This is a genomic window from Paenibacillus anseongensis (assembly GCF_009757995.1).
Taxonomy (GTDB): Bacteria; Bacillota; Bacilli; order Paenibacillales; family NBRC-103111; genus Paenibacillus_E; species Paenibacillus_E chondroitinus.
Genome location: NZ_WSEM01000039.1, coordinates 528,174 through 551,773 on the forward strand (window position 1 = coordinate 528,174; position 23,600 = coordinate 551,773).

29 protein-coding genes are annotated in these 23,600 nt (G+C 45.7%); 8 read left to right on the top strand and 21 right to left on the bottom strand.

Features of this window, described 5'->3' with window-relative positions:
• Nucleotides 1-26: 26 nt before the first annotated feature.
• The 3 genes from hisA to GON05_RS37645 all read right to left on the bottom strand — a co-directional run bounded on the left by hisA (nt 27) and on the right by GON05_RS37645 (nt 1,722).
• Complete coding sequence (gene hisA, locus GON05_RS37635; protein WP_127456063.1) at nt 27-785, bottom strand: phosphoribosylformimino-5-aminoimidazole carboxamide ribotide isomerase; 759 nt, start codon at nt 783-785, stop codon at nt 27-29.
• A gap of 147 nt (nt 786-932) precedes the next feature.
• Nucleotides 933-1,406, bottom strand: coding sequence for a hypothetical protein (locus GON05_RS37640; protein ID WP_157326570.1), 474 nt, complete (start codon nt 1,404-1,406; stop codon nt 933-935).
• A 7-nt stretch (nt 1,407-1,413) separates the two neighbouring features.
• A complete protein-coding gene (locus tag GON05_RS37645) occupies nt 1,414-1,722 on the bottom strand; it encodes a hypothetical protein (protein WP_127456065.1) in 309 nt (102 codons plus the stop codon).
• Between the two features lie 107 nt (nt 1,723-1,829).
• Between GON05_RS37645 and GON05_RS37650 the strand changes: the two genes are divergently transcribed.
• On the top strand, nt 1,830-2,129 hold the full coding sequence (locus GON05_RS37650) for a hypothetical protein (RefSeq protein ID WP_127456066.1): 300 nt from the start codon (nt 1,830-1,832) through the stop codon (nt 2,127-2,129).
• Between the two features lie 25 nt (nt 2,130-2,154).
• Here the strand turns inward: GON05_RS37650 and GON05_RS37655 are convergent, their stop codons facing one another.
• The 4 genes from GON05_RS37655 to GON05_RS37670 form a co-directional block, all read right to left on the bottom strand.
• Nucleotides 2,155-2,367 carry a hypothetical protein gene (locus tag GON05_RS37655; RefSeq protein WP_181646484.1) on the bottom strand — a complete coding sequence of 71 codons (213 nt, stop codon included), beginning with the start codon at nt 2,365-2,367 and terminating at the stop codon, nt 2,155-2,157.
• 92 nt (nt 2,368-2,459) lie between these two features.
• A complete protein-coding gene (locus GON05_RS37660; RefSeq protein WP_157326572.1) occupies nt 2,460-3,515 on the bottom strand; it encodes a YheC/YheD family endospore coat-associated protein in 1,056 nt (351 codons plus the stop codon).
• A 484-nt stretch (nt 3,516-3,999) separates the two neighbouring features.
• Nucleotides 4,000-4,434 (bottom strand): NUDIX hydrolase, encoded by a 435-nt coding sequence (locus GON05_RS37665; RefSeq protein ID WP_157326573.1) that lies wholly within the window; start codon nt 4,432-4,434, stop codon nt 4,000-4,002.
• 38 nt (nt 4,435-4,472) lie between these two features.
• Nucleotides 4,473-6,395 carry a DUF2334 domain-containing protein gene (locus tag GON05_RS37670; protein ID WP_181646485.1) on the bottom strand — a complete coding sequence of 641 codons (1,923 nt, stop codon included), beginning with the start codon at nt 6,393-6,395 and terminating at the stop codon, nt 4,473-4,475.
• Nucleotides 6,396-6,752: 357 nt separating this feature from the next.
• On the opposite strand from GON05_RS37670, the gene GON05_RS37675 reads away from it, so the two are divergent.
• Together GON05_RS37675 and GON05_RS37680 are read left to right on the top strand one after the other, a co-directional pair.
• Nucleotides 6,753-7,115 carry a hypothetical protein gene (locus GON05_RS37675; protein ID WP_157326575.1) on the top strand — a complete coding sequence of 121 codons (363 nt, stop codon included), beginning with the start codon at nt 6,753-6,755 and terminating at the stop codon, nt 7,113-7,115.
• A gap of 42 nt (nt 7,116-7,157) precedes the next feature.
• On the top strand, nt 7,158-8,054 hold the full coding sequence (locus tag GON05_RS37680; RefSeq protein WP_157326576.1) for a YitT family protein: 897 nt from the start codon (nt 7,158-7,160) through the stop codon (nt 8,052-8,054).
• A 47-nt stretch (nt 8,055-8,101) separates the two neighbouring features.
• Here GON05_RS37680 and GON05_RS37685 read toward each other — a convergent pair whose 3' ends face one another.
• The 3 genes from GON05_RS37685 to GON05_RS37695 form a co-directional block, all read right to left on the bottom strand.
• Nucleotides 8,102-9,136, bottom strand: a complete 1,035-nt coding sequence (locus GON05_RS37685) for a Gfo/Idh/MocA family protein (RefSeq protein WP_157326577.1) — start codon at nt 9,134-9,136, stop codon at nt 8,102-8,104.
• Between the two features lie 216 nt (nt 9,137-9,352).
• A complete protein-coding gene (locus GON05_RS37690; protein ID WP_127456074.1) occupies nt 9,353-9,616 on the bottom strand; it encodes an HPr family phosphocarrier protein in 264 nt (87 codons plus the stop codon).
• Between the two features lie 49 nt (nt 9,617-9,665).
• The gene (locus tag GON05_RS37695; protein WP_157326578.1) at nt 9,666-10,313 is read right to left on the bottom strand and encodes a serine/threonine-protein kinase; all 648 of its coding nucleotides are present in this window, start codon (nt 10,311-10,313) and stop codon (nt 9,666-9,668) included.
• A gap of 244 nt (nt 10,314-10,557) precedes the next feature.
• On the opposite strand from GON05_RS37695, the gene GON05_RS37700 reads away from it, so the two are divergent.
• Nucleotides 10,558-11,448 carry a cation diffusion facilitator family transporter gene (locus GON05_RS37700; RefSeq protein WP_157326579.1) on the top strand — a complete coding sequence of 297 codons (891 nt, stop codon included), beginning with the start codon at nt 10,558-10,560 and terminating at the stop codon, nt 11,446-11,448.
• A 66-nt stretch (nt 11,449-11,514) separates the two neighbouring features.
• On the opposite strand, the gene msrB is transcribed toward GON05_RS37700, so the two are convergent.
• From msrB to GON05_RS37725, 5 genes are all read right to left on the bottom strand, one after another.
• On the bottom strand, nt 11,515-12,495 hold the full coding sequence (gene msrB / locus GON05_RS37705; RefSeq protein ID WP_157326580.1) for a peptide-methionine (R)-S-oxide reductase MsrB: 981 nt from the start codon (nt 12,493-12,495) through the stop codon (nt 11,515-11,517).
• Between the two features lie 113 nt (nt 12,496-12,608).
• A complete protein-coding gene (locus GON05_RS37710; protein ID WP_157326581.1) occupies nt 12,609-13,541 on the bottom strand; it encodes a manganese-dependent inorganic pyrophosphatase in 933 nt (310 codons plus the stop codon).
• A gap of 126 nt (nt 13,542-13,667) precedes the next feature.
• Nucleotides 13,668-14,042, bottom strand: coding sequence for a GIY-YIG nuclease family protein (locus GON05_RS37715; protein ID WP_157326582.1), 375 nt, complete (start codon nt 14,040-14,042; stop codon nt 13,668-13,670).
• A gap of 9 nt (nt 14,043-14,051) precedes the next feature.
• A complete protein-coding gene (locus GON05_RS37720; RefSeq protein ID WP_181646486.1) occupies nt 14,052-14,807 on the bottom strand; it encodes a DUF2087 domain-containing protein in 756 nt (251 codons plus the stop codon).
• 164 nt (nt 14,808-14,971) lie between these two features.
• Nucleotides 14,972-15,418, bottom strand: coding sequence for a DUF6157 family protein (locus tag GON05_RS37725; RefSeq protein WP_246239761.1), 447 nt, complete (start codon nt 15,416-15,418; stop codon nt 14,972-14,974).
• Nucleotides 15,419-15,561: 143 nt separating this feature from the next.
• Here GON05_RS37725 and GON05_RS37730 point away from each other — a divergent pair, with 143 nt between their 5' ends.
• On the top strand, nt 15,562-16,317 hold the full coding sequence (locus GON05_RS37730) for an alpha/beta hydrolase (protein ID WP_309492085.1): 756 nt from the start codon (nt 15,562-15,564) through the stop codon (nt 16,315-16,317).
• Between the two features lie 68 nt (nt 16,318-16,385).
• Here GON05_RS37730 and GON05_RS37735 read toward each other — a convergent pair whose 3' ends face one another.
• Both GON05_RS37735 and GON05_RS37740 read right to left on the bottom strand, forming a co-directional pair.
• A complete protein-coding gene (locus GON05_RS37735; protein WP_145655952.1) occupies nt 16,386-16,646 on the bottom strand; it encodes a metal-sensitive transcriptional regulator in 261 nt (86 codons plus the stop codon).
• A gap of 14 nt (nt 16,647-16,660) precedes the next feature.
• Nucleotides 16,661-19,087 carry a CoA-disulfide reductase gene (locus tag GON05_RS37740; RefSeq protein ID WP_157326583.1) on the bottom strand — a complete coding sequence of 809 codons (2,427 nt, stop codon included), beginning with the start codon at nt 19,085-19,087 and terminating at the stop codon, nt 16,661-16,663.
• Nucleotides 19,088-19,264: 177 nt separating this feature from the next.
• Here GON05_RS37740 and GON05_RS37745 point away from each other — a divergent pair, with 177 nt between their 5' ends.
• From GON05_RS37745 to GON05_RS37755, 3 genes are all read left to right on the top strand, one after another.
• Nucleotides 19,265-20,044, top strand: coding sequence for a threonine/serine exporter family protein (locus GON05_RS37745; RefSeq protein ID WP_157326584.1), 780 nt, complete (start codon nt 19,265-19,267; stop codon nt 20,042-20,044).
• Nucleotides 20,045-20,046: 2 nt separating this feature from the next.
• The gene (locus tag GON05_RS37750) at nt 20,047-20,472 is read left to right on the top strand and encodes a threonine/serine exporter family protein (RefSeq protein WP_157326703.1); all 426 of its coding nucleotides are present in this window, start codon (nt 20,047-20,049) and stop codon (nt 20,470-20,472) included.
• Nucleotides 20,473-20,624: 152 nt separating this feature from the next.
• Nucleotides 20,625-21,323 carry a class I SAM-dependent methyltransferase gene (locus GON05_RS37755; protein ID WP_157326585.1) on the top strand — a complete coding sequence of 233 codons (699 nt, stop codon included), beginning with the start codon at nt 20,625-20,627 and terminating at the stop codon, nt 21,321-21,323.
• Nucleotides 21,324-21,325: 2 nt separating this feature from the next.
• On the opposite strand, the gene GON05_RS37760 is transcribed toward GON05_RS37755, so the two are convergent.
• From GON05_RS37760 to GON05_RS37775, 4 genes are all read right to left on the bottom strand, one after another.
• On the bottom strand, nt 21,326-21,793 hold the full coding sequence (locus GON05_RS37760) for a DUF2269 family protein (protein WP_309492089.1): 468 nt from the start codon (nt 21,791-21,793) through the stop codon (nt 21,326-21,328).
• Nucleotides 21,794-21,837: 44 nt separating this feature from the next.
• Nucleotides 21,838-22,170 carry an ASCH domain-containing protein gene (locus tag GON05_RS37765; RefSeq protein WP_127456085.1) on the bottom strand — a complete coding sequence of 111 codons (333 nt, stop codon included), beginning with the start codon at nt 22,168-22,170 and terminating at the stop codon, nt 21,838-21,840.
• 72 nt (nt 22,171-22,242) lie between these two features.
• Nucleotides 22,243-22,398, bottom strand: coding sequence for a hypothetical protein (locus tag GON05_RS37770; protein WP_181646487.1), 156 nt, complete (start codon nt 22,396-22,398; stop codon nt 22,243-22,245).
• Between the two features lie 106 nt (nt 22,399-22,504).
• Nucleotides 22,505-23,506 (bottom strand): aldose 1-epimerase, encoded by a 1,002-nt coding sequence (locus GON05_RS37775; RefSeq protein WP_157326587.1) that lies wholly within the window; start codon nt 23,504-23,506, stop codon nt 22,505-22,507.
• Between the last annotated feature and the right edge of the window lie 94 nt (nt 23,507-23,600).

Below are 23,600 nucleotides of genomic sequence, written 5' to 3' on the forward strand. Positions count from 1 at the left end.
GAGTTCGCTACTTTTTCAACTCAAAATCACTGCTCTTTCATGTAAGCGACAACTTGATCATACGAAAGGTTTCCACCGAAAATATCCAGGGCACTGCCAATCGTAATATCCAGCTTCCCGGCGGATAATTGTTTAAACAGCTCGATGTCCTCGAAGGATCTCGCTCCGCCGGCATACGTTGTTGGAATCGTAACCCATTCCGCGAGCGTGCGGACTAGACTTTGTTGAATACCGCTTTGCTTGCCTTCTACATCGACCGCATGGATAAGAAACTCATCGCAGTATTGTTCCAAGAACCGAATATTTTCTTCATTCAGCTCAAAATCGCTTAATTGTTTCCATTGGTTGGTTGCAACGAACCACTTGCCATCCTTCTCTTTGCAGCTTAAATCAATGACTAAGCGTTTCTTTCCAACTTTATCAACTATTCTATCCAGATTTTCCTGATTCAGCTGTCCGTCCCGGAAAATGTACGACGTCACAATGACGTGGGATGCACCGCGGTCCAAATAATACATGGCATTCTCAGCGTGAATGCCGCCCCCGATTTGTAAACCGCCTGGATATTCCTGAAGCGCACTTACAGCTTCATCTTGATTCCCATCTCCGAGCATAATGACATGCCCGCCAACTAATTGATCCTTTTTGAACATTGCCGCATAATACTTGGAGTCGAATGAAGATACAAAATTTTCAATAATTGCTTTTCCTTCTGTGCCTAACGTTTCACCAACAATTTGTTTCACTTTCCCGCTATGTAGATCGATGCATGGCCGAAATTCCAATGACTTTACCCCCACTATCCGCAATTGTTGCAAGCTTAATTTTCCATTTATTATAGCACATTCTATCAACGAAGAACCTTCAATGGGATCTCAAAATAGAAAAGACCTTCCCATAACGTTCGGGACGGCCTGGCTCGTAATATGATCTTATTGCTTGATGAATCCTTCTTCCGCCATGTATTCCTCAACTTCTTCGTAGGTTTCAAAAGCGCAGTCCAGATTACTGCCGGCATAGACATACCACAGATCTTCTTCAAAAGTAACGGCCAAAGCATGGCCTTCTTCATCCGTCCACAGCTCTTCCTGCGTTGAATCCGACTCCGGTTGATCTTGAATCGCAGCAGTGCTCGTTAATGACTGGATGGACTTTCGAATAATGTCACGAAGCTCTTCCGCACTAAAATCACGAATATTGATTAACCCTTTGTTATCCGTTGCATACCCCTTCACATATTCCGCATAAACAAATCCGTTGCCGTTCGGGTGCAAGTGGTAGACAACAATTTTCTTATCATAGCTGCTTTCTTCATAATGAAAATTAATGCGTCCCAGAGATACATCCTTACGATGTAACTCGGGAAATGATTCCACAATCGCTAACTTCTCTTCTAAACTGAGCATGCGTCAATTACTCCATCACTTGAATTTTAAATACATTCTCCAATTTGCCTTCAGATCTTTTTTTCAGAGGAATTTTGATATCACGACCAAGCTCTTTGAAAAAAGTGTCAACATCGCATTGTACATTGCTAAGAACAACCTTGAATGAACCATCCTGGACAATGTTTTGATTGGCCTCTTCCGGAACGTTAACATCTACGGCATATTTCTTCGTCAATGTATTCATATATCGACTAAAAATTTCGATTAATTCCTCGTTGTTAAAATTCTCGATGACCAGCTTACCTTTGTTCGTAAAATTCAAATGAACATTCAATTTTTGTGCCCCTTTTCCATGAACCATTGATGTATTGTATAATTATAACACACTTTTATATATTCTAAGCCTTAACATTGAAAATTAACAGTAGGATGGAGTTCGACATGGCATTTGGCATAAAAAGAGATGAGCTTTATCGATGGAAAGACGCTGTCAGCCGCGGTGAAATCGCCTTTTTAACCCACTATTGGCTTGATGATCGTTTTGCTGGCATAAGTACCGTAACCAAGGTCGGCTGTTCGGATTTGGAACGATTAACCAACTGGTGCTTGTCCCATGGTCTCAATCCGCAATACATTCACCACAGTCCCTCATATCCGCATTACGACTTATTTGGGCCAATCCAAAAGAAAATTTTAGAGCTTGAACACCAATGGGAACAAATAGAAAGATTTCACTTATAAAAAAAGAAAACCTCCATTACCTGAGTCACGGTTTGGAGGTTTTTTCATCTGATTGTTGGCGAATCTGTCGTAATCTGGTTTCAACTCGATTAATAGCTACAATTGAATACTCACCGAACAATAAAATTTTCGTTTTCACCGGGATAGGAAAGGCCGGATGGTTAATTTCCAATTCATCGTTGAGCTCATTGTACCAGGGTAATAAATTCATTTTAATGACTAACACCCTATTTTTCACTATCAAACTCCACCTTTACAGCGCTATAATAGTAGTTTATTCACGTTTCACTGCTAGTGTACTAGATGAATTCTCCATTTCTAGATGGGTGATTATCCCCGTTTATTTAGTAGGTACTTGGCATACACAAGCGGTGTCTCATAAGTCTGATAGAACGAATCCTCCATTTTTAACTGCTTGAATTCGTACCTTTGGTCCCTCCCGTTGGCCTCGATAAACCAGATGTGCCCTGTCTTGTCGACACCCATATCCAACCCTATATCCGCCATATTCGGTAATCGTTTGCCCAATACTTCAGCTACTCTTAGGGATACCTGCTCAACGGCTTCTTTCATCTGTTCAGGCTGAAACCCGCTCCTATGAAATAAAAGTTCGCATCGCCAAGCTTCTCCGCCTTTGCCCAAATTGGTAACCTGTCTGCCATGGGCGGCAACTTTCCCTGCAATCCCGTTTACCTGCCACTTGCCCTTTGCTCCGCGCTGCACAGAAACTCGTAAATCGTAGGGCCTGCCTTGATGCGTTGCTAAAGAAATGGCTTGTTGTATGAGATAGGTTTGCTTTCCAACCTTGTTTTTGATATAAGCCAGCGCTTGGTCACGGGTCAACTTCTTGGGCTGGTTATTGCTCCAGAACAAATCCCACGTATCATTTTCCTGCTTTGACAGCTTAATAATCCCTTTGCCAACGGAACTGTTCGTCGGTTTGACGAAAAAATCGGGAAATTGCTCCATAGCTTCAAGCAAATGCGTGCGAGAATAGGACAAGGTCGCCGGGAGGTGCGCCCGCAGCGACTCCGTCGTATGCAGCAACTTGTGAATACGCAGTTTATCATACCGATTTTGACGATTGAAGACCTGACTTGATGCAGCAAGATGGTTCAATTTCTTAAGCATATATGGGGAAAGCGAAATAGCTCGATTATGGATGACTTTGGGGATTGGAAGACGAAGTAGACGGTAGCTTTTGTTTTCAAAACATAAACCAAGGGCTGAATCAGCGCTCGTTTCCTGCAAGCAAATATAAAAAAGCGTTATACCCAGTTTTTCCGCCGCTTGGTTATATAAATCAATTTGTTCATATCCGGTCTGTTTGCTCTGTATTCCTAAGTACGTTTTTCGATCCAAAAGAATGCCCACTACATTGCGCATATGAACACCTCCACCAAAAAGCCATCCATAACACTGTATGCACTTGCTTCCCTTCTGGTCCAAAAGAACGGCTTTCATGAGCCTTTTTTCACAGCTAAACCGGATGTTCACGTCTGCAATCATTTGGCTTCTGGGGCTGAGAGGGCGAGGAAAACGCTGCAACAGCGTTCTATGTTGTATTTTGTGCAATCATATAGCTGTAATTGTGCCTCAGATCACCTCTATATTGTATTTTATACAACGATTAAACCACTAAACTGCTTGGATCTCACCCTTTCGAGAGAAATGGTTGTATTCTGTGCAACGAAGCATCGTATTCACAGTCAATTCAGGCTACTAAGCTGTATAAAATGCAACGTAGGTCCTCAAGTCCACTCCCCGGAGACCCTTTGTCACCTTATTCACGGCCATGTCCCCTGATCCCCATCACCGTTCGCCGTTCGCCTTAAGAACAAACAAAAAAAGCCGGCAGCGCCAGCTCCTTTCATTTCCAACCTATACTTTCAAACCAAAGCCCATCTTGTTTATGCTCGATCGCCACACGAATATAGCTGACCATTTGGCTTGGAAGCTCGCTCAATGGAAACCATGTCAATTGCTCGCATTTTTCCGGCTCCATATTCGTGATCTCGCCTTTCCAGTCGTGCGCTTTCAAGAAGAAATCGACCCATTCGGAAGTTGTGTTTTTGCGATGCATCATGCCGATAATTTCAAGCTGATTAGGCTCGATATCGACGCCTGCTTCTTCCTTTGCTTCCCGGATCGCCGCAGCAACAACCTCCTCGTTGCCATCCATCCTGCCGGCCACTACGCTCCAATTGCCGTCTTGAAACCCGGTATTTTGCCGTTTTAACAATAAAACCTCATCATTTCGATAAAATAAAATGTGTACCGATCCATATAAAATAGGTGTTCGCATGGTGATCCTCCAAGTTTTTCTTTCCGAATGAACCTATTTTATTTTACATGATCGGTCTGAAACGATAAAGCTACATCCAAAAACCCGTCTTCATTTCCATACATCGCGATATCATCTTTGCCGTTTCCATCGAAATCAGCGACAGATAGTCGACCGTTTGTTTTGCCCCAAGGTCCAAAAATGGAAAGCAGCTTATACGTATGATCCTCCGTTTGCTGATACACGCGATTGGTTAAATTTCTGGGATCCCAGCGAAGAATATCTTCTCTCCCATCCCCATTAAAATCTCCGAAACGAATGCTGCCGAGCTCATCCGGAATGTCCAGCTCAACTTTATCCAGTCTCCACTGCATACTAGCCTGATCCAGCTCAAATTCCACACCTTGTGATGTATTATCTTTAAATAACATCAACTTTTGCTGATCCTTGCCCGCTAAATTCCGCACGATTAAATCTCGAGCCGCGCTCGATCTGAACGTATACGGTTTAATGCTTTTAATTTCGTTCCCGTGCAAATATAAGCCGAGAAGTTTGCTTCGATCCTGTGATTGCCCAGCAAGAATACAATCTCCATTCGGTTGTTTCAGTTCATATAAATCGTACCAGCGATTTGCCGGAATGGACCACGCTTGGCTTCGCTTGAATGAATCTCCCGTTGACGCGTAAGCTTCTAGCTTACCGTTCGGACGCACGATCCAAAGGCCCTGCTTCTTACTATCGATTCTGCTGTTCAAAGTAAATGCCGCGCCATCAGCATACGGTATCGACGCCCATGTGTGCGATGCCGGCTGACGATCATTACGCAGCTCCTCGTATTGCCCTTGGATAACGGACATGGCTGCCGATTTCTTATCCCACGTCACGATGTCCATCTGACCGCTGCCGCTGACATTCCCGATCTCCGTCAAAGCTGTTTTCGTGCTGCCGACCTTCAGCCTTTCTCCCGGTGTAAAAGGAACATAATCATGGATTGAATAGAACGGATATCCTTTTTGCTGAATTTGTGCGATCAACTTTTGAAGTACACTTTTATTCTCACCGGTATATTGGTAAGCTGGAATGCCATCGCGGACAACGGGAGTACCGAACTCATCCAGCTCAGGTTCCAAATAATTGAATTCCAAAAAGGGATGAAAAAAGAAAGAATAAATGCGTTCTGCAACCCCTAATTGATTCAATATAAATTTCTCGTCTTTTCCGATTGGAATGTAGGAGAGCGTCGTCGGTACATATACACTGCCAAGCGATGTAGTTCCAAAGCCCTTATTCACTATATTTTCATATCTCGCGACTGGCGGGTTGGGATCAATATTGACATCCGGTTGATACAGGAGTCCAAAATAGGATCGAAACACCTTATCCTGCTCGGGAGCTGTATGATAATGCGGCGCTTCCCAGAAATGAGGTGTCATACCGGCATTGCGGAAGCGCCCCCACCCTTCTTTAACCCGACTCTCCGCGAACGCCGCCGTCGTCGTCTCCGGCAAATCGCTGACATTGAACTCGTTGCCAACGCCGGAAGCATGCTGGCCATCACCGCGGCGCACTTCCCCTGCCTGATGCGTATAACCGTGCATGCCGATTGTACCTCGATGCTCCGAAGCCTCTTTGATAACCTTATCAAAGGCTTGAATATAGGTATCGTCCAGCTGATCGATCGATTTATCGTAGCGAGTTCCGTCATCTGTAATATTGATCCAGCGCGGAACGACGGCCATCCCGAACTGCACGTGTTTCTCGTCCAAATAGTGGAGGACCGCCCTTAACTTACCAAGACCTTCAAGAGAGCTATAGTAACCGCCGGGGCCAATGTCTTCCAATCGGAGCAACATGAACCGCGGATTGTTATCGGCCCCTTCGACAGTCATCATATGATATAAGCCGAGAAATAAACCACAGGACACTAAGCCCGCAATCCCATACCGCAACCAAGTATTCTTATGTAATAATCTTTTTATCAAACAAATTCCCCCCATGGAAGCTGAAACTCTGATGCAAGTTGGCTGCGGATATGATCTTCTTTGGATATGAATTGGTTATGCTCATGTTGAACTCCTCCAAAAAAATGATGAATGAAGGCGACTCATGCGTTAATTCAGATTAAAATTACACCCCCAACAATATGTATACGCTTACAAAATATGTAAATCGAACACTTCGTTACATAACTATGTCGGTTTTTGTCCTTCACCCTATTTTATCACTCCCGCTATGAATTGAAAATCATAAATCAACCTTACAGCGGTTTGACTCAGATAAAATGAAATGCTACAATTCAAACAAATTTAGTTGTATTTAGCACAAGGAGGGGATGACTCTTGCATCGATTTACACGACAACATCAGTGGAAAATATTGGTCTGGATCATTCTCGGTTTATTTATTTTCCCATTAACTCCGCCGATTTCCCATCATTTTTCGTCAGATACAGAAATACTTGTTCTCGCTAATACCTCGCAAGTTCTTTCGATTCAGGAGCATGTTCCTGCCAAAAAAACAATCTATACGCGCTTCGATAAGCTCCAATGGCCGTATGATGTTTATACACAATATGAAATTACCGTCTTTGTTATTTTCATTGTTTATCTCGTCAAGAAAATTTGGCTTAGATTAAAAACAATTCTTCTGTCATTCCTTAAATTCACCTCGGGTTACACGGGCCTCATACTTCCTATTTCATAAGAGCGCTATGTTGGAAATGAATGAGGAAAAGAGGAACCTATTATGTCTAACCTGCCAAATGGAGCCGTACAATTAAGCTCCCAACATCAAAAGTTGACCCGCCTCAAATTTTTACGCAGAGTCATGTTTATGATCATCGGATCCGCCTTAGTATCTGTCGCTTTAGAAGTTTTTCTAGTTCCCAATAATATTATCGATGGCGGAATTGTGGGTATTTCCATTATTTTGTCGCATTTATCCCACTTCCCGTTAGGTATTTTTCTGGTGTTATTAAATCTGCCATTTTTATTAATCGGATATAAGCAGATTGGTAAAACCTTTGCCCTATCTACGCTATTTTCCGTTATTTTAATGTCCGTCGGAACGACCTTGCTTCATCCGGTTCAAGCGTTCACGATTGATCCTCTGTTAGCCGCAGTTTTCGGCGGCATCATACTGGGAATCGGTGTCGGACTCGTTATCCGCTCCGGAGGTTCTCTGGATGGGACTGAAATCGTCGCGATCTTATTTAGCAAAAAATCACCTTTTTCCGTTGGTGAAATCGTGATGTTTTTCAACTTCTTCATCCTTGGCAGCGCAGGTTTTGTCTTCGGATGGGATCATGCCATGTACTCGCTGATCGCGTATTACATTGCCTTCAAAATGATTGATATCACCATTGAAGGGTTGGATCAATCCAAATCCGTTTGGATTATCAGCGATGAGTTCAGCAAAATCGGTGACTCCATCACCTCCCGTTTAGGCCGCGGCGTTACCTATCTCAAGGGCGAAGGCGCGTTCACGGGAGATGACAAGAAAGTCATCTTTAGTGTCATCACCAGACTGGAAGAGGCCAAATTGAAATCCATTGTCGATGAGCTCGATCCCAAGGCTTTTCTCGCGATTGGCAACATTCACGATGTCAAAGGCGGCCGCTTCAAAAAGAAAGACATTCACTAAACACAAGAAAAGGGTTGAACAGATGCTCATCTGTTCAACCCTTTTTGTCATCTCCAGTAGCTGCGCAGATCGACCTTCTGGCCGCTCTTCGCGCTGTCGATGGCGCCAAGCACCATGGCCATGCTCTTGATATTATCGCGGCAGTCCGTCTCCGCACGGCGTCCCTGCTCCAGCGCCGCGAACATCTCATCCAGGCAGCCAGCGTGCCCGCTGCGGCCCTGCCAGCTCACCTCCGCGTCAATGCGCGTATGCTCGCGAAGGAACTTGCCGGCTTGCTCGCCGCCGGCGACAACCTCGGCGTACGGTGCGCCAGCCCCGTCCCAGATGGCACTGCCGGTTTCGCCCGTCACGCGCCATGACGCCTCCCAGGAGGTCGGCGCCCCTTCCGCGCACCACGAGCCGCGGTAACAGAACACCGTGCCATCTGACATCTCATAGATGCAGATGGCGGAAGCATTCCCGGCGTACCACGAGCCGGGAGGGTTAAATTCCTGGCAGTACACCGACACCGGGTCTGCCCCTGTAATAAAGCGAGCCTGATCGAATGTATGGATCGCCATGTCCAGGATCAGCGGGCTTTCCATCACATCGCGAAAGCCCCCGAAATGCGGGCCGAGGAAGAAATCGGCCCCCACATAACCCACGCGGCCGATCGTGCCCGCGTGAATCAGCTCGCGCAGGGCGCGGATGTTCGCGTCATAGCGCCGGTTTTGCATGACGGAGAGCGATGCTCCCGCCTGCTCCACCCGCTGCACAAGCTCACGTGCCTCCGCCATGGTGGCGGCCATCGGCTTCTCGCCGAAGACGTTGCAGCCATGGCGAAGCGCCGTCGTCGCCACTTGGAAGTGGCTGGCCGGGATGGTGATGTCCAGCACCAGATTGGCGCCGGACTCTTCAATGGCTTGCTCCAGATCCGTGTAAATGCCACAAGTCAGCTGATGGCGGTCCGCCATAGCCTGAGCGAATTCCTTTTTGATATCAACTAGCGCCACAATCAAGCAATCTTCACGTTTTAACACATAGTCAACCCAAACATTTGCCATGCCTCCGCAACCAACGATGACAATTTGATGCTTACTCATTCAGCAGCCACGCTCCTTTATTCCGTCTATATAGACCTATTTTATCCCTTTTGTTGGGTACATGCTCTATCCAATCTTGACGGAAAATCGTCACATCTTGTCCTATAGTTGAACCGCTTACATACATCTCTGAAAAAAGACGCCGCTTCCTCACCATCGAATAAACAAGTATTCGTAAGTGTTAGAATGGACGTCTTTATCAGGATCTATTTGATTTTACCGATAGGATTGAAACAGATCGAACATGTAGTGCATCGCTTCTTCCTCATCTTTGCCCTTGGTCAGCAAGCGCAGCGTAGTCCCCGCTCTGATCGGTATTAACAGCATACCCAGTAAACTTTTCACATCGACACAATGCATGGAATGATCATACTCAAAATCAATCGTAATGTCCGACATAAAATGGGAAGATTTGGCCGAAATCGCCGTTAGATCACTTCGCTGCAAGTCAGCGCCAAGCTCGAATTCATGTACTCTCATAGACGCGCCTTCCTTATGTTTAAAATTTAGGAAATCTCATCTCTTCTACTTAGATTGTACCACGAGTTCGGCGAAATTTCTTCCATTTCCGATAGCTTCTCCGCACAACATTTAAAGCAAAATTTGGTATAGGCATTTTGCGAACCCACGGATAATAAAATCGGTCATAAGCGTTTTTCAAATCGTCCCACATCGGACAATATTCCTCTTTCATGAAATCCGATACGTCTACGACTAATCCTCGGCCATCCTTCATCATCACATTTTTTCCATGAACATCATGTGGATTCAGGCCTCTTTTAACCGCATAGGCTAATGCTTCATCTATATCCTCAATGACCTGCCTTGGAATCGGAAGTCCACGCTGCAAACATTTATAAAGCGTAACGCCAGTTAACCGGCGCAGAACTAAGTAATTGTCTCCTGCATGCAAACATTCGGAATAAGCGGGATGCTTGCCTAGTCGTCGATAGACTTCCGTTTCTTCTTCGATTCCCGGCCTGCCTGGCGCATATACCTTAACAACAAGATCAGAATAATTGGGATGCATAAGGACCGCCGCATAGTTACCTGAACCAAGCAATTTCCACGGCTTCGGAATATAATGGACTACAATCGGATCGTAGGGTTGTTTGCTGTATATCTCTAACTGTGGCAATAATTGATGTTCGATCTCAAGTAACCATGGCTTTAACATTGTTTCTCCAGACTTCCTTCCCCCACAAATTAGTGCCTCTCCCAGACTCTCTGATTCGTGGTTTGTTAATTTCTGCTATGTGTGGTATTATACAAAGATATTTGTGTAAAGTGAAGTGTTGATTATGCGCCTATTGATAGTTACTAGATTACTATATACATCAAAAAATCCCTTGACCTGAGCTGTACCTAGGTCAAGGGATTTTTTTTCCTTCGGGAAACACTTCTGTAGGAGGTCATCATTAATGACTGTAGACAACAAATCATCCGTATTGGCGATATGGCTTTCGCTGATCAGCAACATTTTTCTAACGCTCATGAAGATTATTATCGGGTTATGGTTCCAAAGTGAAGTTTTGCTTGCAGACGGACTCCATAATGCCGGCGATATTATCGCCACAATCGCAGCCCTTAGCGCGATGCGCATATCCAAACTGCCAGCCGATGAGGACCACCCTTACGGGCATGGCAAAGCTGAGGTGCTCGGCTCAGGATTTGTCGCTTTTATCCTGCTGATCGCAGCACTTTATATAGGCTATCATTCTACTATTGCCTTATTTCATGAGCCTCAATCTCCAAGCTGGGTCGCTTTTACAGCTGCTGTTATTTCAACCGTTTGGAAGTATGTACTCTATAAGTACACCATGCGAATTGGCGTTAACACCAGCAGCAAGGGACTGATAGCGACTGCAAAAGATCATTTAGCCGATGTCTACGCTTCGCTCGCTGCCGTTATTGGTATTGGTTTGGCTTTTGTAGGAGGAGCCTATAACATTGCGTGGTTATCCTTTGGCGATGCCGCAGCGGGAATTATCGTATCTCTGCTCGTTTTAAGACTAGCCGTGGAAATGGGCAAAGAATCCTTCGATATTTTGATGGAAAAAACAGTTGATCAAGAGAAACTTCACCAATACATCTTACTGATTGAGGCGGTGCCTGAAGTAAAACGAATAGACCGTATTCGTGCTCGCGAACATGGCCACTACATTCTGGTAGATGCTAGAGTATCCATCCCTGGTGAACTAACCGTTCAGGAAGGGCACGATATTACACGTGTGATCAAAAAATCGATCATGGACCAGCACGCCGATGTTGATGAAGTTCTCATCCATTTAAATCCCTGGTATGAAGATTAAAACACAGAGCATATAAGCGAAAAGACGCTAATCAGGCATAAACCTGACTGGCGTCTTTTTGTTTAATTACACTTCAAAGAAACGAAGATAAGCTCCATATCCTTCTTTTTCCATATCAGCTAACGGGACAAACCGAAGTGCAGCTGAATTGATGCAATATCTGAGTCTAGTTGGTCCAGGACCATCATTAAACACGTGACCCAAATGCGAATCCGCTTCCTGGCTGCGTACTTCCGTCCTGACCATGAAATGGCTGGTGTCGGTTTTCTCTTTCACATTGCCTTCAAATACGGGCTTCGTGAAGCTGGGCCAACCGCAGCCTGAATCGAATTTATCGATGGAGGTAAATAGCGGTTCGCCTGAAACGATGTCTACATACAATCCCTTTTCATGGGAGTCCCAGAATTCATTGTCGAAAGGGCGTTCTGTCGCGCTGTTTTGCGTCACTTCATATTGCAGAGGAGTAAGCTTTTTCTTGCGCTCCTCTTTATCTTTGGCCGTGTTCCAATGTTTGGAAATAAACGCATCGCGCCCGGAGCCTTTGTGATATGCTTTGTAGCGCAGCGGATTTTTATGATGATAATCCTGGTGATACTCTTCTCCCGGGTAGAAAGCATCCGCATCGATACGCACGATTTCCGTTACGATCGGAGCGTTGAAACGTCCGCTATCCTGCAAAGCTTGCTTGGAGGCTTCCGCTTCCAGCTTCTGCTGATCCGTATGTGCGAAAATCGCTGTACGATAGGAGGAGCCGCGGTCATGGAACTGTCCGCCAGCATCTGTAGGGTCGATTTGGCGCCAATAGGTTTCCAATAATTTATTGTACGAAAAAAGTTCGGGATCAAATGTAATTTGGACAGCTTCGGCGTGACCTGTTGTTTCCGAGCACACCTCTTCGTATGTCGGATTACTTGTATGACCACCTATATAACCAGATACGACAGACACAATCCCCGGCAGCTGGTCGAACGGCGTAACCATACACCAGAAACAACCCCCGGCAAATGTTGCCTTGTCATATTTACTTTGTTGAACGTTAGTTTCCATCTCTTCTCCACCTCTTTCATTGAAATCACTTCTATCATACCAAAAGTTTGCGCGATAACCAAAAAGACACCGTCCACTTGCGCGAACGATGCCTGCGGTATGCCGTTTCAAGCTTACAGGTTGTTGAAAATATCCGTAAGTACAGGAACGATTTGAGATTTACGGGAAACTACGCCTTTCAGAAGTGCTTTGTTGTCGGCAAGCGTTACTTTGTATGCTTTTTCAACAGCTTCAGCTTTGCGGCCAAGGGCAAGACCCACGGAATCGTTGTTAAGAATATCTGTCACGACGAACAGGAACAGATCCAGGTTTTTGTCAGCAATAATGGTGTTCAGTGCAGCCTCGATCTCGGCTTGCTTCGCAAGCACATCGTTGACATCCACCGCGTTAACTTGCGCGATTTCCACTTTGTAGCTGCCCATTTGGAACTCTTTTGCATCCAAGGAAATCAATTGCGCAACGGTTTTGTCGGACAGATCAGCGCCGGCTTTCAGCATTTGCAGGCCATATTCTTCAGCGTCTACGCCAGCAATAGCTGCAAGCTCACGAGCAGCGGCAACGTCCTGTTCTGTGCAAGTCGGGGATTTGAACAACAAGGAATCTGAAATGATAGCAGAAAGCATCAGACCTGCGATGTCCTTATCGATGGCAACGCCGTTTTCTTTGTACAATTTATTCAAAATCGTTGCTGTGCAACCAACTGGCTCTGCACGGTAGTACAGCGGGTGGCTGGTTTCGAAATTTGCAATTCGATGATGGTCGATAACTTCCACTACACGCACTTGATCAATGTCCGCAGCGCTTTGCTGACGCTCAACGTGGTCAACCAAAATTACATTCGCCGCTTCGTTCGCAACCGTATCGACTTGACGAGGCGCCGCAACTTTAAACGTATCGAGTGCAAATTGTGTTTCACCATTCACGCTGCCTAGACGAACAGCTTCAACCTCTTGGCCAAGCTTCGTTTTCAGTGCTGCATAAGCAATTGCTGATGTGATTGAATCAGTGTCCGGATTTTTATGTCCGAAAATAAGTGTTTTTGACATGATAAGACTCCTTATTAGTAAAAGTGTAGTAAGAGTTTTCAATCTCTACCTACGATTATACTAAAAAATCTCAGTAAATCCATTACTAAACCAAAACCTTAACCATGAATGTAGAAATGATAAGAATTATTCAGTCTTTCGCTTATGATAACCGCGATCACCATAAGGCTGCAGTTGTTCCAGCCATTTGTCTTCCAACTTCCTCAAGGCGTCATCCTCATCGAAGTACCCTGTTTCCTTTACTTTAAGCACTTCCAATACCTCAACTTCAAAAGCGCTGCTTCCAAATTCGGTTAATTCCTGTTGCAGGGCATGATTCATGTGTTTACCCATATCAAGCTCCATTCGTTTGCCATTCAAGGAGCGTAAATTTTTCGTGCTCGAGATCCAGCGCTTATCATTCACCGTATTGCGGATTTGAAATACTCCGGATTCTTTTTTCGTTTCTTTATAGATTTGCTGTAATTCTTGTCTCCGTTGATTTGATTCCTTTTTTGTCATGGTCTCATTTCATCCTTTCAACCAATATTGGCTGCCATCTGGCTCGCGGTCCAGGAAGCCATATTCAATTAGATATCTGCGTATTTTCACATAGTCGTGAAACACCGGTTTTAACAACTCGTTAACTTCCTTTTCTCCATAAAAGCGATCCTGTTCGAATCGTTTGGCGATTTCACGAAGAACAACAAACTTGTGTTTTTCTTGCTGCGAGAAGGAAGTGAGCTTGCCCGATGTGCCTTCCGGGAAATATTTTTTAACAATTTGCTCATACTCATCTTGTGTGACATTGTATCGTTCATCCACCATCGTAGCCGTTTTATGAATATCTACAAAAGTTGGCGCATGCTGATCCTTTTCTTTCAATAGCTCCATCATCGTTAGAAAAACTTTGGCCTGCCGCTCTTTTTCTTTCAGCCCAAAGCGATGATTGCGAATGGTCGAGGCGCTGCCAATCCCCATTTCCTGCTGAACTTCACTATCATTTTTGCCTTCATAGAACAGCTTCAACAAACTATTCTGATGATCGGTCAACCCTGTAAGCTTCTTGTCCAGACCAATTAAATAATGAAATACCGAAACATGCACATGCTGGATATGCCATTTCATATATCGTTCTGCTTCGTATAAAACTCCGCTTTCCGGATAAATAATTCCTGCTTCCGTCCGCTTGCCGCATAACAGACAGCAATAGCAGTCATTTTCCTTCACGTAGCCGCGCTTCCAGTCGTCGATTGAAGCCTGCCAAAACTGATCTGACACTTCCACAACAAACACTTCCTCGAATTGTTTAGTAATTCATAGACATTATATTATTTTGTTTATAAATATGTCAACAATGTGTGTGTGGTGATACCAATTCATCCGTTTGCGCACAAAAAAATAAGGAGTAACCATTGGTTCGGTTACCCCCAAACATATTCTCCCACTCATCACCGTGAACTTCTCATGGCAAATAAAAGCTTTGGCCCTTCCGGCTGGTGCGTCCCCGCTTCAACAAATTGCTGGTATGCTTCCGATTCCATCGGGTATATCGCTATTTTGCCTTCTTCATTGTAGTGAACGCCCCAACCGTGTTTCTTCGGGAGCATGGACGCTCGAAGACAGGGGTGATTTTTGGCAAACAACGCCTCACGAATTTCGGCGCCGCGCTGCTCGCTTTCCACATCTGAAATCTGTTTATGCTGCAAATGGACCTCGTAGATCAGTTCGCCTTGCGTGAATTTGTAAGGGTTCTGCGACAACAGCTCATATTGAATTCGGTGAGCTGTTTTGCCCTCCTTTTTCATCGGCGGCTCGACTCCCATCTCAACGGGACAATCCGTCGCGACTTGAATGAACGTATTCGAATAACTCATGTGTTCATCGTTGTAAGGCATTGGTTAACTCACTCCTTTCCCCTATTTTTTCCATTATACACCCATTTTCAAACGACCTTCCACATAGGCAGCGACGCCATCCTGATCATTGCTTGACACTCCCCCTACGAATTGATAACCTACTCGGCGAGAGGTGATGGATCGTGAAAGCTTTCAAACGCCACTGGTGGAAAGCGGGGTTAGCCCTTCTTGTGCTTTTGATGGGATTAATCTACTTGTATTTAAGACCCTACCAACCTAGTCAGGCTGCGTTGTCTGCCATGCAGTCTAATGACGAGATCACGGTCAGTGAAGAGAAACAGGTCATCCGTTTTGAACCCAAAACACCTGTGCAACCCAGCATCATTTATTATCCCGGCGGTCTCGTGAAGCCCGAAAGCTATGCGACTTATGCGAAAGCGTTTGCACAAGCAGGTCATCGCGTGTATATTGTGAAAATGCCTCTGAATCTGGCCGTTTTCGGCGGAGATCGTGCTCAACCGATCATTGCAGCGAAACAGCCTGATGAGACCTTTCTGCTTGGCGGTCATTCGCTTGGCGGCGTGATGGCATCTCGTTATGCTGCATCGCATGCCAGCGAATTGGAAGGAGTGTTTTTCTTTGCATCTTATCCTGATCCCAAAGGAAGTTTGGTTTCGTCTAATTTGCCCGTGTTCTCCGTCGTTGGTTCCAATGATGGAGCCGTCAATATGGCTGCGTTCACCAAAGCAAAAAGCGATTTACCAAGTACGGCTGAATATCATACGATCCGCGGCGGAAATCATTCGCAATTCGGCAGCTACGGCTTTCAGAAAGGGGATCACCCTGCAGAAATTTCTGCCGAGCAGCAATTGGAAGAAACCGTCAAGCTGCTGCTGGATTGGGAATCAGCTGTTCATCCTGCCAAGCAAGCTCAATAAGTTGAATTTACCGTATAAAAAAGGGGTTGTCCATCAAGTTTTCATAACCTGATGTGACACCCCTATGTTTATCTGCTCTTGACGAGAAGCTCCACAGCTTCTTGAATCACTTTGTCCGGTGAATTTCCTTTGGCAAGTTCCTCTTGGATACAATGCTGAAGATTGGACCCAATCACGACACCGATGGTTCGGTCTACCGCTGTTCGGACCGCAGAGAGCTGGGTCACAACCTCCCGGCAATCTTCTCCCGCCTCCATCATCCCGAGAATCCCGCGGATTTGGCCTTCCATCCGCTTTAATCTATTTTTCAGTGCTTTATCATACTCCATCTTCCACTCTCTCCTTAAATAAAGAGATTTAGTCCGGCATCCTCCGCATCCCCCAGATAACTGGCAACTCCAGCGTAGTCAATGCCATCCATTAGCTCTTCGCGTTTAATTCCCATTATATCCATACTCATCGTACATGCAATTAATTTTACTCCGGCTTGGATAGCTCCTTGCATAAGTGATTCCAGCGATTCAACATTTTTCCGCTGCATAACGTGGCGAATCATCTTGGCGCCCATGCCGCCCATATTCATTTTGGACATCGGCAGTTTACGCGTCCCCTTAGGCATCATCATACTAAACATTGTTTCTAACCCGTCCTTCCGGACAGGAGGCGCATCATCCTTACGCAATACATTGAGCCCCCAGAAGGTGAAAAACATCGTTACTTTCTTGCCCATCGCCGCGGCTCCCGATGCAATAATGAAAGCAGCAATCGTTTTATCCAAATCACCGCTGAAAACAACCATAGTTGTCCCATTGGCACTTACGTCTGCAGCCCTTGACAAATGATCCTCATCTTCAGATTGACCTTTGCTGACGACAGCTTTCACGATTCCCGTGGAAGTATCCAAAGATTGCAGCGTATTCCCGGTTTTCTCGGACCACTTCTGGATATCCGCCGCAAATCCGAAATCTGTCGCATGCACCTCAATTTGCTCTCCGTCCTTCAAACCTTTCATGGTTTCATACACCCTCATGATCGGACCTGGGCATTGCAATCCGCAAGCATCAATAAGAATTGGCGCTTGACTCGTTGTAGAAACTTTTGGCGCTTGAATTGGAGGCAGCGATGTTTCCTTCATCGAACTATAGGTTTTATAACCGCCATCTACATTTCTAACTCGGTAGCCATGCTGCTTCAGGATACGAGCTGCCAGATACCCCCGTAAACCAACCTGACAGGAGACAGCAACCTCTGAGCCAACCGGAATATCGTGCAAATGCTCACGAATATCATTCAGAGGTATGCAAACGGAACCAGGAATATAACCGAGCTCCCGTTCAATTTCATCTCGCACATCGATGAGGAGTCCGCCTTGCTCCACATAACGATCCACCTCATGCCATTGCATCGTTTCAACCAAGCCATCCATCATGTTTGCTGCTACATATCCAGCCATGTTGACAGGATCTTTGGCCGATGAGTAAGGCGGTGCATATGACAGTTCAATATCAGCCAGCTCATCCGCCCTCAAACCACCTCTCATAGCTGTTGCAATCACATCGATACGTTTGTCCACTCCGCTCGCTCCAACGGCTTGAGCGCCAAGTATGCGCCCGCTATCTTTGTCAAACAGAAGCTTCATCGACATCGAAGCCGCGCCCGGATAATAACCGGCGTGCGAATTCGGATGAATATGAATGACTTCATAAGGCACGCCTAAGCGGCGAAGCGTCTTCTCGTTGTTGCCGGTAACGGCAGCCGTCAGATCAAATACCTTTACGATTGCCGTACCGAAGGCACCTTGATAAGAAGCTTGAAGGCCGTTAATGTGATCCGCAACGAGGCGGCCTTGTCGGTTAGCGCCCCAAGCTAGGGGAACGACCGTTTCAAAGCCTTGAACTCTGTCTTTCACTCCTGCCGCATCCCCGATCGCATAAATCGATGGATCATTCGTCTGCATATGTTCGTTGACTTGTATCGAACCTTTGACACCAAGCGTGAGCCCTGCTTCCGCAGCCAATTGACTTTCAGGCTTGACCCCGACGGATAGAATCATCATATCCGTGGTTAAAACTTTACCTGACTGAAGTTTCAACGTTCTGCCGTTATCGCTCATTTCCTGAACATTGTCATTGAAAATCAACTTAACTCCTTTTAACAGCAAATGACGTTCGATGAGCTTAGCCATCTCGAGATCCAGAGGTCCAAGCACCTGCGGGTTGCGTTCAATAACGGTCACTTCCAGACCGCGGTGACGAAGGTTCTCCGCCATCTCAATGCCGATGAATCCTCCGCCAAGGATTGTGGCATGCTTTGGATTGCTTGAATCTACATAAGATTTGATACGGTCCGTATCCGGTATATTCCGAAGTGTAAAAACATGATTAGCCTCTGCCAAACCTGGAATGTCAGGTACGATTGGCTTTGCTCCAGGTGACATAATCAAAATATCATAAGGCTGATCTTGAACTGCGCCTGTCCCTACATGCCGGGTAGTCACTCTTTTGGCATGCCGGTCAATAGCCGTCACCTCGGTTTGGGTTCTTACGTCAATGCCAAAGCGGTTTTTCATAGCCTGAGGTGATTGAATGAGAAGCTTATCGCGGTTCGTGATCGTTTCACCGATATAATAAGGCAATCCACAATTTGCAAAAGAAATATGCTCTCCTCGTTCGTACATAATGATTTCATCATTCTCATTTAATCTCCGTAAACGCGCGGCCGCAGATGCTCCTCCTGCTACACCGCCGATAATAACAATCGTTCTACTCATGATGTTCACTCCTGTTGATTCATATTTTGTATACCCCTATGGGTATAAATAATACCCCATGGGGTATACAAATGTCCAGCTCTATTTACGGGCTCTTCTCCATACGTTAGGCTTGTCTTAGGAATTACTGCCAAAATGTATTATACTTTGGTCAAATACAAAAACAGGAGACAAGCAATGACGGAACCTCTCCCACCAACCAATTATGAAATTGCGCAAGTTTGTTTGTTAGCCGGTAAAATTATGCTCGAAAACGGCGGCGAAACGTACCGCGTTGAAGATACGATGACGCACGTTGCAGAAGGCTTCGGCGTCCCTAATTCGCACAGCTTCGTCACACCAACCGGCATTATATTCTCCATCGATGGGCCTGAGCAGACGACAAGACTGATTCGGATTTCGGCCCGATCTACCGATCTGCATAAAGTGACCGTCGTGAATGCCATCTCCAGACGCATCAGCAAAGGAGATTTATCTCCCCAAGAAGCCTACCGCTTGCTTTCAGAAATCGATGCGGCCAATACCAGCTTCCCGACATGGGTAAAAATACTGGCAGCCGCGGTTGCGAGCGGTTGTTTCTTAATCATGTTCAAAGGAATGTGGCATGATTTCCTACCGGCATTTCTTACAGGTGGGGCTGGTTTAGCCTTCCTCGGTTATTTTAATCGCTTAGTTCGGATTAAGTTTTTTGCTGAATTTTTGGCCTCATTATTCATAGGAGTGTTAGCTTTTTTATTCGTGCACATTGGCTTTGGCCATGATTTGGATACGATCATTATCGGTTCTGTCATGCCGTTAGTTCCAGGGCTTCTCATTACGAACGCGGTGCGGGATTTAATGGCCGGACATTTTGTGTCAGGTGTTTCCAAGGGTGCAGAAGCTTTTCTCACGGCTTTTGCCATCGGGGCAGGCATCGCCTTTGTTCTATCCTTTTACAATGGGGAGGGTATGGTGTGAATATGCTTGGGCAGCTCGTCACCAGCTTCGTCTCCACAGCAGCGTTTGCCATCTTGTTCAATGTGCCGCGAAGCACGATCATACAATGTGGATTCATTGGAATGGTCGGTTGGATGATGTACGTTTCAACACAATTGATTCCATTAGATCCAATTCTATCAACGCTGATGGCTTCCTTTCTCGTAACTGTCATCAGCCAATTTTTCGCAAGAATATATAAAACTCCGGTCATTGTGTTCAGTGTCGCGGGAATAATCCCCTTGGTGCCAGGCGGCTTAGCTTATGACGCGATGAAAAACGCCGTGCTCAATCATTACGATCTTGCCGTGCAGCTGGCTGCCAAAGCCTTCATGCTTTCGGGCGCAATCGCGATCGGATTAGTCTTCTCCGAAGTGTTGAATCAGCTTTTTCGCCGCCGGGCAAAATAGCCCTTTTCTGACCTATCTTAATAGGTCGCTTTATTTTGATAGGTCTAACCTATAACCATGATCGGATTTATGTCTTAGATTTTTCCTTCTTTTCCCTATAAAATAGTCCCAAGAAGCAAGTCTCGCCAAACAACGATATGGAGATGATTTCTATGACGGACAAAAACAATAACCAGCTGATAACGAAATTTGATGAAGTCGCCGAGAAGTATGACGGTCAACGAAGGAAGCTCATTCCGTGTTTTGACGACTTTTACGGGACGGCCACTTCGCTTGTTCAGCCGCGTGCAGCTGAGCCTCGCATTCTTGATCTTGGTGCTGGAACGGGACTTCTCTCCTCTTATATCCTGGGCCAATATCCGGATGCGAAGGTGACGTTAATTGATCTCTCCCAGGGGATGTTAGACATCGCGAAGCTGCGCTTTGGTGAGATGAACGCAAATTTGACGATTCAGGCAGGAGATTATACCGCTTTCGAATCGGATGAACCATTTGATTGTGTGGTATCGGCTTTGTCCATTCATCATCTGGAGGATCAAGCCAAACAGAACTTATATGAGCGGATTTTTAAGCTGTTAAAGCCTGGGGGCATTTTCGTAAATGCGGATCAAGTTCTAGGAAGATCACCTTTTCTTGATCATTTGTACCGCGCGGATTGGGAGGCGAAAATAGAGGCGACTGACTTAACCCGCGAAGCGCTTCAAGCTGCCTATGAAAGAACCAAACTGGATAAAATGGCGCCTCTCGACCAGCAGCTTGCATGGCTGAAAGCCAGCGGTTTCGCAGATGTTGATTGTGTGTACAAATATTATAATTTTGTCGTCATGTTTGCTCAGAAGCCAGAAGCTTAACCTTACCAAAACGAAGGTTTCGCTACCATGAACCACATCATCGACAACGTAATGATCACATACCAGATTAACGCGCTGCGCAGTTGGTTCACCAATACGTTCCGGTCCTCGTGCGGCGCACGGAGCTTTCTCAGCAGCGGTGAAAATGCACGCGCAATAAAATATAAGGATGCTACCATAATAAGCACTGTGAAAACGATCCATGATGTTTTCCACGTCCATTCGGTCAGCCAAGTAAGCAAAATTCCGGTCGCTACCAACACATGTCCAGCATGTTTCGTCAGTCGAACCGTAATCCGGAAAGGCTCCAAATACTCAGGCAGGAGCTCAAACGGGGCGGTTCTTATTTTAGCCAATAACGGGAATAACACAAAATAAGGGCCAATGCTGAGTACAACACTAAAAATATGAAGATATAAAAGCAAGATATACCAGGACAACTCCATCATCCATTCTGTAGAAAAATTCAATAAAACAGTGTAGATCCTGCGATCCACACTGTTTTTTTCATCACTTATTCAGCTTTTTGAAATTCGTGTACCCATACTTTCATTTGCGGCAGCCAAGGCATGCCGGGATGAATGGATAAGATACTGTCGCGGTATTCGTCAATCGTTGCATGTCCTTCCGCGATGGCATCTTCCACTGTCAGATCACCAAGTGCTTGTTGGTAGACTTTGGTTACAGTAAAAGAGTTGCCTTGCAGGTCCATCGTTTCACCGATGTCTGCATAACGCCCATTGCGTCTGCAAGCTGTCTTTTGGCCGGCTAACACTTTGCCAACCTCAGCTTCTTTGGTCACAAGGCGGTCGATGGTGCAAGTCTTTGGCGGTAATGTTTCGTTCATTAATGTTTCCCTCCTTTTTCCAGTACTCATTATAACGAATGAGATCCGATTTGTCGAACGACCCCGGATTCCCTACTCTCTGAGCGCTTCCTTCAGTTTCGTAGACATGCTGTCCATCGAACCTGCTGTTGGCCGCTTAACACCGCGAAGCTTGGCTATTTCCTGCTTCAGCTTCTCATTCTCCAGCTTCAAACGTTCGTTTTCTGCGAGTAATTGTTCTTTGTCCATGCTGTTCACCTGAGCTTTCGATAAAAATGCCCCCTCCCCGCCTGCAGAGCATCACGGTGGATTCTCTCCATGCGTCAAAAGGGGGCTGACTTATTGCCTTATTGCTTTATTTCTTGATCTCAATCGTGTAAAGACGAGCAGACTCGCTCCACACTTCGCCTGGCTCCAAACTCACTAGACCGATTTGATCAGCCGGCATATCGACATTAGGAGCATTAACCAAATTCATTTGCGGCTCCGGACAGAAAAAGCCTTCCGTAGCGCCATTGTTCCAGATCATCCATTGTTTATAGGATGTGCCCACATCATACACCAGTTTGACGCCTTCGCGTGCGTCTGTCAATTCCATGTAATTTCGTCCATTTTGCGGAGCCGTCGTGTAATGATTGTCCATCGACTCGAAGAATGGCGACAAGCCTCCGACTTTCATCTTCGCTTCTTCGCTTGAAAGCGGTTGATACTCGCCTGTTGGCAGCATTCTCTCGCTCATTTCCCAGCGGTTGCCGATGGTCATTTTGAAGGTGTAATCCGCTGCTTGCGAATTCGGCGCAAAAGGCGCATTAATCGTTGTATGGTAGGCAATCAGGCAAGGCATTGCCTCTTGACCTTCATTATGGACCGAAATATGCTGCTGCAAACCGAATTGATTCAGCACATAAGTCAAGCGAAGCGTGAAATCAAACGGTAAATAGTTATATACGGAATGCCCTTCTCTTACATTAAGCGCCAGAGTAACGCTGCTCTCGCTTTCATTTGCACCAAATCTTTCTACTTCCCAAGGGATATCATGGACAAAACCGTGCAGATGATTACCCGTTTTCGGCTCATTAACCGGAAATTGAAAAACTTTGCCTTTCCATGGGAACTTCCCGTCTTCGTAACGATTTGGCGGAAATAAGACAGGAATACCGTGTATAATTGGACGTGCTTTAAACGCTTCCATTTCATCCAGGGACGGCTCACGCAGAAAACGGTATTCCTTCTCATTGTCTCTAAAAGCAATCAGATTCGCGCCGGTTTCCGGCAATACCGCTGCTTCATAACGGCCCGCTTGCAGCCAAACCGCTTTCTCTCCTTGGAATATACCTTCGTAGGCTTTCGTTGTCATCTGTGTTATCCTCCTATTGCGATGCCCATAATTTGGACAGGCTCATATGAATTTACTTTAAAGCATGAGAAACAAGGAAGTCAATGGATGAAAA

Bases quoted from the DNA above. Each gene is read 5' to 3' on its own strand.
- GON05_RS37640 (WP_157326570.1), bottom strand. From the start codon at position 1,406: ATGCTCAGTTTAGAAGAGAAGTTAGCGATTGTGGAATCATTTCCCGAG.
- GON05_RS37650 (WP_127456066.1), top strand. From the start codon at position 1,830: ATGGCATTTGGCATAAAAAGAGATGAGCTTTATCGATGGAAAGACGCT.
- GON05_RS37660 (WP_157326572.1), bottom strand. From the start codon at position 3,515: ATGCGCAATGTAGTGGGCATTCTTTTGGATCGAAAAACGTACTTAGGA.
- GON05_RS37665 (WP_157326573.1), bottom strand. From the start codon at position 4,434: ATGCGAACACCTATTTTATATGGATCGGTACACATTTTATTTTATCGA.
- GON05_RS37680 (WP_157326576.1), top strand. From the start codon at position 7,158: ATGTCTAACCTGCCAAATGGAGCCGTACAATTAAGCTCCCAACATCAA.
- GON05_RS37685 (WP_157326577.1), bottom strand. From the start codon at position 9,136: ATGAGTAAGCATCAAATTGTCATCGTTGGTTGCGGAGGCATGGCAAAT.
- GON05_RS37690 (WP_127456074.1), bottom strand. From the start codon at position 9,616: ATGAGAGTACATGAATTCGAGCTTGGCGCTGACTTGCAGCGAAGTGAT.
- GON05_RS37695 (WP_157326578.1), bottom strand. From the start codon at position 10,313: ATGTTAAAGCCATGGTTACTTGAGATCGAACATCAATTATTGCCACAG.
- GON05_RS37700 (WP_157326579.1), top strand. From the start codon at position 10,558: ATGACTGTAGACAACAAATCATCCGTATTGGCGATATGGCTTTCGCTG.
- msrB (WP_157326580.1), bottom strand. From the start codon at position 12,495: ATGGAAACTAACGTTCAACAAAGTAAATATGACAAGGCAACATTTGCC.
- GON05_RS37710 (WP_157326581.1), bottom strand. From the start codon at position 13,541: ATGTCAAAAACACTTATTTTCGGACATAAAAATCCGGACACTGATTCA.
- GON05_RS37715 (WP_157326582.1), bottom strand. From the start codon at position 14,042: ATGACAAAAAAGGAATCAAATCAACGGAGACAAGAATTACAGCAAATC.
- GON05_RS37725 (WP_246239761.1), bottom strand. From the start codon at position 15,418: ATGCCTTACAACGATGAACACATGAGTTATTCGAATACGTTCATTCAA.
- GON05_RS37735 (WP_145655952.1), bottom strand. From the start codon at position 16,646: ATGGAGTATGATAAAGCACTGAAAAATAGATTAAAGCGGATGGAAGGC.
- GON05_RS37740 (WP_157326583.1), bottom strand. From the start codon at position 19,087: ATGAGTAGAACGATTGTTATTATCGGCGGTGTAGCAGGAGGAGCATCT.
- GON05_RS37745 (WP_157326584.1), top strand. From the start codon at position 19,265: ATGACGGAACCTCTCCCACCAACCAATTATGAAATTGCGCAAGTTTGT.
- GON05_RS37750 (WP_157326703.1), top strand. From the start codon at position 20,047: ATGCTTGGGCAGCTCGTCACCAGCTTCGTCTCCACAGCAGCGTTTGCC.
- GON05_RS37755 (WP_157326585.1), top strand. From the start codon at position 20,625: ATGACGGACAAAAACAATAACCAGCTGATAACGAAATTTGATGAAGTC.
- GON05_RS37765 (WP_127456085.1), bottom strand. From the start codon at position 22,170: ATGAACGAAACATTACCGCCAAAGACTTGCACCATCGACCGCCTTGTG.
- GON05_RS37770 (WP_181646487.1), bottom strand. From the start codon at position 22,398: ATGGACAAAGAACAATTACTCGCAGAAAACGAACGTTTGAAGCTGGAG.
- GON05_RS37775 (WP_157326587.1), bottom strand. From the start codon at position 23,506: ATGACAACGAAAGCCTACGAAGGTATATTCCAAGGAGAGAAAGCGGTT.